Genomic DNA, 11284 nt, shown 5'->3' on the forward strand with positions numbered 1-11284 from the left:
CAAAGGCGAGGATTTTTTCGTGCATTTTGAGGAAATTTTTTACTTTGACGCGCAGAAAAGCTTGGACGCGGACGGGGCTTGCGCGGCGGGTGGTGGCGTAAATTTAAGCAGCGCGGACGAAGCTATAAACAACGGCGAAGCTATAAATTTAGACGCGACGCGCGGCAAAAATTTAACCAAGCGCGCGAGCATGGATGAAATTTCGGCAAACTGCGGCAAAATTTCAGCTACGACAGCGGGCGATAAAATTTCAACTTGCGCGAACGCTACGCAAATTCTAAAAAAAGCGAGCACCGCGCCAAATACAAATTGCACAAATGAAACCAGCGCAAAAGAGAGTGCAAATTTAAATCAAAATTGCTCTAGCTCAAACGGCGTAAATTTAATGAGTGACGTTCCTGTCGCAGTAAGCGCTAAATTTAGCCGCCCCGCCCCGAGCGAAAAACGCGCTTTAGCCTGCGAGCAGATCGCGACAAGCAGCGCGCCAAATGCTAGCGGCACGGAGGGTGCGCTTGCGGCTATCGGCGCGACAGGCGCAAGCACTGCACCTGCAACGATCAGTGCAATAGATGCAAACAATGCGCCGAATTTGGACGGCTCATTCGCAGCGACCAGTGCGATAGAAGAGAGCGCCACGCCGAATGCGACCCGCACAGACGGAGCAAACGTTACGCAAATTCTAAAAAAAGCGAGCGACGCACTAAATACAAACCATGCAGATGAAACGGGCGCAAATTTAAATGAGGATAGCTTGAGCACAAACGGCGTAAATTTAACAGACGGCGGCGCAGCGAATGCTAAAAATACAACAAACGCAAGTGCCGCATCTTGCAAAAATGAGCCGCAAGCCGAACTGAAAAACGAGCTAAACCACGCTGCTGAGCCGCAAGCTGAATTACAAAATAAGTTAAACTACGCTATCAAGTTACAAGTCGGGTGCCGAAGCGAGCTAAGCCATGATGAGCTACAAGCCGAACACCAAGGCAAATTAAATCGCGCCGAGCGGCAAGATAAACGACAAAGCGAACCAAGCTACGTCGAGCCGCAAAACGAACGACAAAGCAAGCCGTGCGCCGCTGAGCCGCAGGACGTGCTAATCCTGCTTTCGCTCGGGGCATTCGACTTTCCGCAGCAGTGTTTCATCCGCGCAAACGCAAGCGGCACGCGCTACTTCGTCCGCCGCCCGCTTCCTACGCGCGAAAACCACGCGGCACATCAAAAAATTTCGGAGATATTTTCACAATGGCAGAGATAACGGACGATTACAACATCATCACCGCAGCGGGCCTCACGCTGGGTTACGAAAAGGCGGGCGCGGTCATCCAAGACGCGAATTTAGGCATCGGCGCGAAGGATTTCGTCATCATCACGGGCAAGAGCGGCAGCGGCAAATCCACGCTGCTTAAGTCCTTCTACGGCGGCATCGACATCATTGGCGGCGAGCTGAACGTCTGCCTGTGCGATCTAAAAGGCATCACGAACTCCGATCTGCGCACCCTGCGCCAGCGTATCGGCATTATCTTTCAAAACTACCGCCTGATCAACGAATGGACGATCGAGCGCAACATAATGCTTCCGTTAATGATAATGGGCTACAATCAGCAGGTCTGCCAAGACCAAGCCAAAAAGCTACTGCGCCACGTCGAGCTCGGGCATAAGATGGGTAAGTACCCGCTCGAGCTTAGCGGCGGCGAGCAGCAGCGCGTGGCTTTGGCGCGTGCGATGGCGCATAACCCGCGCCTACTGCTGTGCGACGAGCCTACGGGAAATTTGGACGACTACTCCAGCGCCATTATTTGGAATTTGCTGCGCTCGGCGTGCGAGTCGTGGAACGCCTGCGTCGTCATCGTGACGCACAAAATGCCCGCCACGCTGCGTTTTAGGCACCGACATTTTGAGATTAAGGACGCTAAAGTAAATGAAATCGATTAAAACCCATTTCGGCGTGATCTTTTCGCTCGTCGCGCTGCTTTTCTCCGTGCAGTTTGGAATTTTTATGAGCAACCTAACCAAAAGCTACGAGCGCTCGATCCAAAACGAATACAACATCGTGCTAGTCTCCAAAACTCCGCTCAGCTTGCAAGACGCGCAAAAAGCGGTACCGAAAATCAGCTCGATTAGCGAAATTTCCACAGCGGGCATTACCGAGCGTCTGAAGGGTAAAATTTCACAAAATGCCTTTGCCGAGCTGAGTAAAAATTTGCCTAAATTTTATAGCGTCAAACTCGAAAGCTTCCCCGACGCCGCGCAGCTTGCCAAGATCGAGCAGGATCTAAAATCCATAGGCTCGCTCACGCGGGTTGAAATTTTTAAAAAGACCCACGATGAAATTTTTAAAATTTTACTACTTATCAAAAGCCTCGTTTATGGCTTTGCGTTTCTCATCGTGCTTTTAGGTGTGATGTTAATTCACCGCCAGATGCGTATCTGGGTTTACGAACACAAAGAGCGCATCGAGATCATGGAGCTTTTCGGCGCGTCGTTTCTGATAAAAAGCGGCAAGCTCTACCGAATGGCGATAATAGACTCCTTCATCGCTACGCTGATCGTGACCTGCTTCTACATTGCGCTTCCTTCTTGGGAGGTGTTTTCGACCACGCTTAAGGGCATCGGCGATCTGCGCACCGCCATAGTACTGCCTTACGACGCGCTGATCCTTTTGGGCGCTGCCTTGGCGCTATCTATCATCGCAGTTAGCTTTGTGATGCTGCAAATCGGAAATAAACGAGCATGAAAAGGGCTTTTTTAGCACCGCTTCTTGCGCTAGGACTTGCTGCAGCTCTTACTTATGCCGCGCCTGCAAAGCAGCAAAGCACGAAAGATAAGATCGCCAAAGCGGGTCAAGAGCTCAAAAGCTCGCAAAAGGAGGAGATGCGGCTTTCGCAAAAGATCGACGAGATCGCAGGCCAAATCGTAAAGGAGCAGGAAGGATTTAAAAAGCGCGAAGGCGAGATCAAGCAGCTAAGCGACGCGATCGAGGGCTTAAAGGATCAATACGCCGCCGAGGCGCAGGAGCTTGAAAAGCTTAATAGCCAAAACATCACTCTTCTTAGCGTGCAAAACGATCTAGAAAGCAAGATCATAAGCGTGATCTCGCAAGAGCTATCGTTTGATCTCATCACCGACGTAAATTCCACCACTACGCCAGATTCTATCGTAGCTAGCGAAATTTTAGAGGGGCTCGGCGTCGTTATGAACGACGAGCTGAAGGGGCTGATCAAAGACTACGAAAATAATCAAAATTTTATCAACGAACAGAATAAAAAGATCAAATCGATCCAGGCGAGCATGGCGGGCTATGACAAGAAAAAAACCGATCTCGACGCCAAGCAAACCACCCAAAAAGAAAAGCTCGCGCAGATGAAAAAGGACAAAGAGGACTACATCGCGAGGTTAGAGAAGATAAACGACGAGCAAGACGCCATATCTAAGACCCTGCAGGAGCTTAAGATCATCGACGACGCCGAGGAAAAAGCCAAAGCGCAGAAGGAGGAAGCGACGCGCCAAGCAAAGCTGGAGGCGCAGAAGCAAAAGGAGCGCCAGGCACGCGAAAAAGAGTACGCCAAAGCAAAGGCGGCTGCCAAAAAAGCGGACAAGCCCGAACCTGCGCCTCCTAGCGAGCCCGAGCCAGAAGTGAGCGAGCCTGCGGATGAGCGCGTAAGCAAAATCAACCAAAAGGTCAAGCAGTACGGCTCTAGCTATCAGTCCTCGCGCGTTAAAAAATACAGCGGAGCCAAGACCGCAGCGCCTTTAAACGGCGCGTATTTGAAGCGAAAATTCGGCAACTACAACGATCCCATTTATAACATCAAGCTTTTCAACGAAAATATCGTGCTGGGCTCAAACAGCGGTGATACGCAGGTTAAGGCGGTGCTACCGGGTAAAGTGGTCTTTGCTAAAGAAACCGCCGTGCTCGATAAAGTGGTGATCCTAGAGCACAGCGGCGGCATCCACACGATCTACGCGCATCTAAATCAGATCCCGCCTACCGTGCGCGTCGGCTCCAACGTCAAAAAGGGCTACATCATCGGACGCATCGGCTCGGATCTGACCTTTGAAGTGACGCAGCAGAACTACCACATCAACCCGCTAGATCTCATCAGCCTGAGGTAAGCCGTGAACGGGAAAAATTCTAAATTTAGCGGATCTTGCGAGGATGCCGAAAGTTTAAATTTAAGCGAGCAAAGCTCGGGCTGCGATTTAAATTTAAGCGATGAAAATTCCACGACGACGGACATCGTAGCGACATCAAAAACGATGGCGGGCGCCGCAAAAACAGGAAGCTACAACGAGCGTCGTAGAAGTAAAAACGACGAAAACAGCGCAAAACGATATTGAGATTACAAGAGTAGCGGAGGAAATAATGATAGCAGAGATGGCACCGACAAAAGAAGCAGAAGCGGCGAGACCGCAAATCCAAGAGCTCACCAATTTTCTTAGCGAATACACCGCCAAGATGCTTAGTATCGGCACTTACACCGCGCGCATCGAGCGCTGCGTGCGCAGGATAGCGGACGCTTACGACTATGAGGCTAGCCTGATGATCTTTGTGCGCCACTTCATCATCAGCGTGATGGATCCTGCGGACAACTCTATCCGCCGCACCTACGTCAAAACGGGCGCTGCGGCACGTATCAGCTTCAATCTGATCTCGGAGCTAAGCGCGCTTAGCTGGGAAATTTACGACGAAAAAATCCCCCTTGCGCGCGCCAGAGCCTCATTTGCCGAAATTTTAGCCTCGCAGAAGAAAAGCTTTGCCAAAACTCTCGTTTTGCTCAGCGTCGCAAATGCCGCGTTCTGCGAGCTTTTCGGCGGCGACGGCGGTGCGATGGCGTTAGTTTTTGCGGCTACGGCTTTTGGAATTTGCGCCCGCTATCTACTTAGCAAGCTTAAAATCAATCTAAAAATCCAATACATCGCGGTTTCGTTCGCAGTCTCATTCATCGTCTCGCTAGGCGCTCGCTACGGGCTTAGCGCCACGCCCGATGTCGCCGTGGGATCGAGCATATTGTTTTTGATCCCGGGCGTCTGGCTTATCAACTCGGTATTTGACATCCTAAACGAAAATATGCTCGTAGGCATCAGCAGAGGGCTAAACACGGGGCTTTTGATCATCTGCATCGCGATCGGGCTCTTTCTGACGCTTAGCATCTCAAATTTGGGGCTTGTAAATGTTTGATATAGCGCTTTCGGTATTTAAGGATGCCTGCTTTGCCGCCGCGGCGGGGCTGGGGTTTGCGTATGCGTGCATGCCGCCAAAAAAGACGCTTATTTTCTCGGCGCTGCTTGCGGCGGTTGCGCATTCGTGCAGGTTTTTACTGATTCAAAGCCAAATTTTTTCGATCGCCGCCGCGACGCTTTTTGCGTCGTTTCTGATCGGCGTTTTGGGGATGCTCTGTGCCAAGCGCCTCAAGGTGCCCGCAGAGATCATCGCCTTCCCCGCGCTGCTTCCGATGATACCTGGCATCTACGCCTACAAGGCGGTTTTGGCGCTGTTTTCTTATATCAGAGCCACGGGCGCAGAGCATAAACTCGCTCATCTTATCTCGTTTTTCGATAACGCCCTCGCCACGATCTCGATCTCGCTGGCGCTCGGCACGGGCGTTTCAATAACGCTGCTAATTTTCTACGAACAGTCCTTGATGATCACTCGCGGCGCAAGAGGCAAATAGCGCTAAGCAAGAAATTTTAAGCAGGCGCGGGCGGGTAAATTTTATAAATTCTATTTTATTGCTCTCGTTTTATCTCTTTGGTTTTTTCATCGTAATAATATCCTTGCTCCACACCCAGCAAATTATCTTTTATATCGTATTTATATGTATAATTTTCATCAAAAATACCTAGATAAAAAGCATACCGACTATATTTTCTACCTTCTAACTCAAAAAACGCTTTATACGGTTTTATATCTTTCTTTTTAAAGTTATATAAATTACAAAAGTTATCGTATTTTTTATCTATTAGGCTTACATACATATCAAAAAATAGCATGTCGGTTGGAATAGAAAAAATTTTATCATTAGGATATTTGTGGTCGTATATTTTAGGATTAATTTCATTTAAAAATATTTTTTCCGTAAATAACATATCAAATACATGTTTATCATTTTCCAATCCGCTAAAATATAATTTGTATTTTAAATTTCCATCCGACAAGATTAAACTATTATTATTTTCCCAAGGGTAAACAACTTCGCCTTTGAGCATGGACATATTTACAAAATCTTTGAAATTTGCTACGGCTTGTTTGCCGTTGCAAGCCCTGTCTCCCAAACCCATAAAATATTCTAAATTTATATTGTCATCTACAATGAAAAATTCGCAAGCTTTATCTGGACGATTATTTCCACCGCATCTTTCTGCCAACCCGCTATAAAAATTATAAAATTCATCGTCTACTTTACCGTATTGCTTCTTTATTTGTCTTTCCATATTACGGAATTCCTCCGCTGAAATATTTATAGATTTATAGGTCTTTTTAAGCATACACTTTAACGCCCTATCCTTAAGCTGTATATCCGTAAGATTGCCATCCAGATTACATACCCATTCATATGGATCAGTTTCAATTTTTTCGGCTGAATTTGGGTATTTATACTCCGCGATAATCGAAAGTATCGCGCACAAAGCGCATATTATTATGATGAAGGCCAAGCACAGATAATATCTCATTTTCAAATTTCGCTCCTAAAATTTTCCGCAATATACCTCACATAGACTTAATCCGCGATAATTTTAGAATGTCTCAAATATCGTTAAATCAGAGCTTTTCTTGATCCGCTTCGGCAAATTTCATCTCAATGCTTTGTAGGTATTCGGCTCTCTTGCGCCGCTCGTCGCACCTCTTGCCGCGAAGGTAAAATTTAATTATATCCTCCATTTATCGCCCATTATTCGATATTTGTTTTATTGTTTTCTCTTTTTCATCGTAGTAGTATTTATACAACAAGTTGTATTCTAGGCTTTTGTTAAATTTCATATTTTTATCTATTACTATAAATAGGAAGCTATAATTAACATGGAGCGGTAGATATTTTATAGGCGTCTTAAAATCATCTATTTTATAACTCGCTTCATCAATTTTTATTCTATTTTTATATAGTTCATACCTATTGCAAAAAATATCATAATTTGGATTACTCGGCTCAATATATGCATAAAGACTCAAAAATATCGAATTTATTGGTATAACAAATACAATATCCGTATGGTCAAAACCAAAACTCTTATCAATTTCCAATGAATTGTTGAAAATTTTTTCTGTTAATATAATTTCCCCGGATTCCCTATCTCTATAGTCATCTTCATCGATATAATTAAAAAATATTCCGTACTTTAAGGAGCCATCTTCCAAAACCAAATTTTCCTTATCTTCCCAAGGATATACGACTTCAGTATTAAAAATTTCTTTATCTATATGGGTTTCGGCATCTTGTATCGCTTTGCCGTTTCTGCAAATTTTTGAGCCCAAATCCATAAGATAATCTAAATTTAGCCTTTTATCTATCTTGTAAAATTCGCATTTATCATCGGGACGTTTATCGCTATGGCATTCTGAATAACGGATCTCTACGCCGCCGCCGATTTCGTTGGCCGTATCGCCATATTCCTTTTTAACTGCTTTAATTCGTCTATCATATTCTCTTTTATTAAAGTTATAAAAAAAGTGCCAATCTTTAAGCATGCACTTTAGTGCCCTATCTTTAAGCTGCATATCCGTAAGATTGCCATCTAGATCGCATACCCATTCATATGGATCGACTTCTTTTTTTTCGACCAAATAAAATATTATGCCGAAAGCACATATTATTATGATGCAGACCAAGCAAAGATAATATCTCGTTTTCAAATTTCGCTCCTAAAATTTTCCGCAATATACCTCACATAGACTTAATCCGCGATAATTTTAGAATGTCTCAAATATCGTTAAATCAGAGCTTTTCTTGATCCGCTTCGGCAAATTTCATCTCAATGCTTTGTAGGTATTGGGCTCTCTTGCGCCGCTCGTCGCACCTCTTGCCGAGAGGGTAAAATTTAGCCGGGCTTTTCTGACTTAAACGCCCTTTTTGCCGTCATATAAAAGCCGCTAAAGATAAAAAGCGCCATACAAAGCGAAACGAGCGACCATAAAATTTTACCCGCTAGCCCGAAAAAATAGCCCGTATGTAGCTGATAGTTCGCGTCTTTAAACTCGCCCACGGTGATACCCTCCGTCTGCTTCTGCTGTGCGACTTTGCCCTCCTTTAGCTTCACGCTCGCGCCTTTTGGACGGGCGGTAGCGGGCGCGTCGGGCTCATAATACCTGACGCCGATCTTATCTCCGGCTGCGAGCATTAGGGTAAATTCTTTATACTCTATGCCACTTGATCTGAATATCTCATAAGCCCTCTGCGCGTCGCTAAATTTATACTCTGTGCCCTTTGTGCCGCCCTCTTTTGCGGGTGCGGCGGCGTGATCTTTAGAAGCGGCGGCTTTAGGCGCGCTAGCTTGCGGTAAATTTTGAGAGCTTACAAAAAGCTTCATCACAGCATCGTTATACCAGCCGTACGACCAGTTAAGCCCGGTTAAGCAGATAAGCAGGTAAATCACCGCACTTAGCGAGCCTAGGCTCGTGTGTAGGTTATAAAAAAGAGCGTATTTTTTGAGTTTAAAATTCGGCTTTATCGCTTCGATAAATTTACGCCTAAGCCTTGGGAAATGCAGCCAGACGCCACTTATTACAAGCAGTATCATCGCCGTGGCGCTAGCGGCTACGATCTGTTTGCCGACCTCGGCTGCAGTTTTATTGCCGCTTAGCGCTAAACCCAAATTTCGGTGCAGCGACATCACCGTTAGCACAAAGCCCGTGCCGCGATCCTTGCCGATGATCTGCGCGGTGTATGGATCGACCAGATATGCATCATTTCTGTTTGCGTAAATGACGAAGGCTTCGTCATCACTTTTTGGCACGACGAGCCTTACGGGCTGCTTAGCGCCCGTTTGCTCGCTAAAGCTTTGCAGAATTTTCTCTACGCTTTGCATTTCGCCCGTTTTTTCGACCTTTTTAGAGTCCGCGTTTATTAGCGCCTCAAGCTCGTGCTGATACGACAAAATCGCGCCTGTAATGCCTATAATAAGCAGCGGGATAGAAAAAACGATCGACAAAATCAGATGGACGTTAAACAAAATTTTATTGCGCTTCAAAAGCGAGCTCATTGTAGATCCTTGCGAGATAAATTTAATCTTTATTTGATTGAGGTTCGCAATTATATTGTGCGATTTTAAATATTTAGATAATTATCATTAAGATTTAGGCTGCGAAATTTTAAGGCGCGCTATGGCATCACAAAAGCGCTTAGGAACGCCGCGCAATTTCATAAACCGCGTGCTGCAAGATATAAAAGCTAAAAATTTATCCGCCTTTTGCGCGGCAAGATCACGCTAGCGAGGTAAAATTCTAAGCGCGATTTATAAAAAGCGCGCTTAGAATCTCGTAAATTTAGAAATTTTGCGCTAAAATTGCCAAAGACGCGAGCTTGCGTAATCCAAAAAAACAAGGTCATTATTATGTCGCAAAGTATAGCCGAGTTTGCTTCGATAATCCTTTATGTTACGATAGGCTTTTGCCTTCTTGTTTCATTGCTTGATAAAAACAGATCATTCAAAACCGTAGATCACGGAACTCTGTTTATCTCCGCCGATCCGCTTTTAAAAATGCAGATGTTTATAATATGCTTAAGCCTCGGCGTAATCACTCTATCGAGCCCGAACGTAGCAAAATATAACGGCAATCCCATACCCTGCTTTTATACCCACGATAAAATTTGCTCGCAGGAATACAAAGCGGCAGGCATAAATTTAAGATGCTTCGAAGAAGGCGATCCCAGATGCGTGGATGGGTATCTGCAAATAAGCGAGCCCAGACTAATACTCGGCAAAATCATATCTGTCTGCGCCATAATTTTTTCATTTATCGTGCTAATTCAAAAAGGAATCAGAATAGATAAAAGCGGCATCTGCAAAGAATGGGAGGTTCTGCCGTTTAGGCATACGGAAAAGATATACTTTGATGAGATGAACTACGCCACATGGTTTATAAGAGGCGTAAAAATAATCAGCATACGAGGCAAAATTAGCGGCGTTAAATTCGGGGCGGGATATTTGTATGCACAAAAGGATATAGATTTTTTGCAAAATTTTATATTAGAAAAGCTCGCTGAAATTTCAAAAGCCGAAGCGGTCGAGCGAAACGCCTAAATTTAAATATATCGTCGTAAAATATCCAAAATGAAAGGAGCTGCATGAGGCTTTTGTATTTTCTGCTTTTTGCAAATGTAGTGCTATTTGTACTTTGCGGTTTAAAAAACTTTCTGTTTAAAAGCAACGCTTCTTATAAAACCGTGCAAAATGGCGCCTGGCTCATACCGCCTAGCCCTGTAGCCAAATTTACGCTCGTCATATTCCTTTTATCTTGGGGGTCGATAGTGGCGTTTGACGAGCCCTGGATAAAAAGAATAAAAGGTAAAGGTAAAGTTACATGCTTTGACGCAAACGACCCTTTATGTATAGACGGCTTCTTGCACAGAGGTGGCGACGAGACCGCGCTCGTGATCGCAATGGGCATTGTTTTGATACTTATATCGCTATGGCTATTAACCGAAAAAGGGATCATCATAGACAGCCGCAGTATAAGGAGAGAATGGGAATGTTTGCCGTTTAAATTTAGCACAAAGATCGATATAGAAAATGCCCTTACGGAGAAAGAGATGAGGGGTGAGATGCCGATTTTAAAAATAAAAGACGGGCAAAGCAGCAAAAATTTTACGCTCTCATTCCCATACGCACAGCAAGATATAAAATTTATCGAAGCAGAGATAAGAAAGAGGCGCTATAAGATGATGAAAACAAAAGAGGCGAAGGCTCCCCTCAAATCCGCGCTCAAAAAAACTATAAGCTTAAAAGGCGCGAATGAGCGCGCAAACATAGAAATTCTAAAAAACGACAAAGAGGGCGCGGGCGATTAAATTTTAAATTTAGCCACGCGCGAGCAATAGCTATGAAAATTTATGACAAGCCGTAGCAAGGCGGCGTAGTGATCGCGCGAGTAGCAGCCGTAAAATGTACGCGTAGCGAAGCGGCGGCAACAAGTGCGCGCAAGCCCAAAAAGATGAGCCCAATGCAAGCCAAAAAGATGAGCTAGGCGCTTAAAATTTAACTCGCGATTTTAAAAACCAAAATTCCAAACTGCTCCGTCAAAATCGTCAAAATTTAGCCTATTTTTTACCTAAAATTTCGTAAAATTACG

11 protein-coding genes and 1 pseudogene are annotated in these 11284 nt (G+C 45.0%); 9 read left to right on the forward strand and 3 right to left on the reverse strand.

What is annotated here, in order from left to right:
* The 7 genes and pseudogenes from Q0413_RS10330 to Q0413_RS10360 all read left to right on the forward strand — a co-directional run.
* A pseudogene (locus Q0413_RS10330) lies at nucleotides 1–1255 on the forward strand (hypothetical protein); the annotation flags it as partial.
* The gene (locus Q0413_RS10335) at nucleotides 1243–1932 is read left to right on the forward strand and encodes an ATP-binding cassette domain-containing protein (protein ID WP_298990070.1); all 690 of its coding nucleotides are present in this window, start codon (nucleotides 1243–1245) and stop codon (nucleotides 1930–1932) included. The pseudogene Q0413_RS10330 and the gene Q0413_RS10335, both read left to right, overlap by 13 nt.
* Nucleotides 1919–2734 carry a hypothetical protein gene (locus tag Q0413_RS10340; protein ID WP_297944970.1) on the forward strand — a complete coding sequence of 272 codons (816 nt, stop codon included), beginning with the start codon at nucleotides 1919–1921 and terminating at the stop codon, nucleotides 2732–2734. The genes Q0413_RS10335 and Q0413_RS10340 overlap by 14 nt, the downstream gene beginning before the upstream one ends.
* Nucleotides 2731–4113, forward strand: coding sequence for a peptidoglycan DD-metalloendopeptidase family protein (locus Q0413_RS10345; protein WP_298990074.1), 1383 nt, complete (start codon nucleotides 2731–2733; stop codon nucleotides 4111–4113). The genes Q0413_RS10340 and Q0413_RS10345 overlap by 4 nt, the downstream gene beginning before the upstream one ends.
* A 3-nt stretch (nucleotides 4114–4116) precedes the next feature.
* Nucleotides 4117–4338: a hypothetical protein gene (locus Q0413_RS10350; RefSeq protein WP_298990078.1), complete on the forward strand. Its 222-nt coding sequence runs from the start codon at nucleotides 4117–4119 to the stop codon at nucleotides 4336–4338.
* 25 nt (nucleotides 4339–4363) lie between these two features.
* Entirely contained in the window at nucleotides 4364–5179 is an 816-nt protein-coding gene (locus Q0413_RS10355) for a threonine/serine exporter family protein (protein ID WP_298990081.1), read from the forward strand.
* A 1-nt stretch (nucleotide 5180) separates the two neighbouring features.
* The gene (locus Q0413_RS10360; RefSeq protein WP_298990098.1) at nucleotides 5181–5672 is read left to right on the forward strand and encodes a threonine/serine exporter family protein; all 492 of its coding nucleotides are present in this window, start codon (nucleotides 5181–5183) and stop codon (nucleotides 5670–5672) included.
* Between the two features lie 55 nt (nucleotides 5673–5727).
* Here Q0413_RS10360 and Q0413_RS10365 read toward each other — a convergent pair whose 3' ends face one another.
* The 3 genes from Q0413_RS10365 to Q0413_RS10375 all read right to left on the reverse strand — a co-directional run bounded on the left by Q0413_RS10365 (nucleotide 5728) and on the right by Q0413_RS10375 (nucleotide 9195).
* Complete coding sequence (locus Q0413_RS10365) at nucleotides 5728–6672, reverse strand: hypothetical protein (protein ID WP_298990084.1); 945 nt, start codon at nucleotides 6670–6672, stop codon at nucleotides 5728–5730.
* A gap of 208 nt (nucleotides 6673–6880) precedes the next feature.
* Nucleotides 6881–7849, reverse strand: coding sequence for a hypothetical protein (locus tag Q0413_RS10370; protein ID WP_298990088.1), 969 nt, complete (start codon nucleotides 7847–7849; stop codon nucleotides 6881–6883).
* Nucleotides 7850–8034: 185 nt separating this feature from the next.
* Nucleotides 8035–9195, reverse strand: a complete 1161-nt coding sequence (locus Q0413_RS10375) for a PepSY domain-containing protein (protein ID WP_298990090.1) — start codon at nucleotides 9193–9195, stop codon at nucleotides 8035–8037.
* 351 nt (nucleotides 9196–9546) lie between these two features.
* Between Q0413_RS10375 and Q0413_RS10380 the strand changes: the two genes are divergently transcribed.
* Together Q0413_RS10380 and Q0413_RS10385 are read left to right on the forward strand one after the other, a co-directional pair.
* A complete protein-coding gene (locus tag Q0413_RS10380) occupies nucleotides 9547–10236 on the forward strand; it encodes a hypothetical protein (RefSeq protein WP_298990092.1) in 690 nt (229 codons plus the stop codon).
* Nucleotides 10237–10280: 44 nt separating this feature from the next.
* Entirely contained in the window at nucleotides 10281–11003 is a 723-nt protein-coding gene (locus tag Q0413_RS10385; RefSeq protein WP_298990095.1) for a hypothetical protein, read from the forward strand.
* Nucleotides 11004–11284: the final 281 nt, after the last annotated feature.

This window comes from uncultured Campylobacter sp., assembly GCF_938045465.1.
In the GTDB taxonomy this organism is placed as follows: Bacteria; Campylobacterota; Campylobacteria; order Campylobacterales; family Campylobacteraceae; genus Campylobacter_B.

Bases quoted from the DNA above. Each gene is read 5' to 3' on its own strand.
- Q0413_RS10335 (WP_298990070.1), top strand. From the start codon at position 1,243: ATGGCAGAGATAACGGACGATTACAACATCATCACCGCAGCGGGCCTC.
- Q0413_RS10340 (WP_297944970.1), top strand. From the start codon at position 1,919: ATGAAATCGATTAAAACCCATTTCGGCGTGATCTTTTCGCTCGTCGCG.
- Q0413_RS10345 (WP_298990074.1), top strand. From the start codon at position 2,731: ATGAAAAGGGCTTTTTTAGCACCGCTTCTTGCGCTAGGACTTGCTGCA.
- Q0413_RS10355 (WP_298990081.1), top strand. From the start codon at position 4,364: ATGATAGCAGAGATGGCACCGACAAAAGAAGCAGAAGCGGCGAGACCG.
- Q0413_RS10365 (WP_298990084.1), bottom strand. From the start codon at position 6,672: ATGAGATATTATCTGTGCTTGGCCTTCATCATAATAATATGCGCTTTG.
- Q0413_RS10375 (WP_298990090.1), bottom strand. From the start codon at position 9,195: ATGAGCTCGCTTTTGAAGCGCAATAAAATTTTGTTTAACGTCCATCTG.
- Q0413_RS10380 (WP_298990092.1), top strand. From the start codon at position 9,547: ATGTCGCAAAGTATAGCCGAGTTTGCTTCGATAATCCTTTATGTTACG.
- Q0413_RS10385 (WP_298990095.1), top strand. From the start codon at position 10,281: ATGAGGCTTTTGTATTTTCTGCTTTTTGCAAATGTAGTGCTATTTGTA.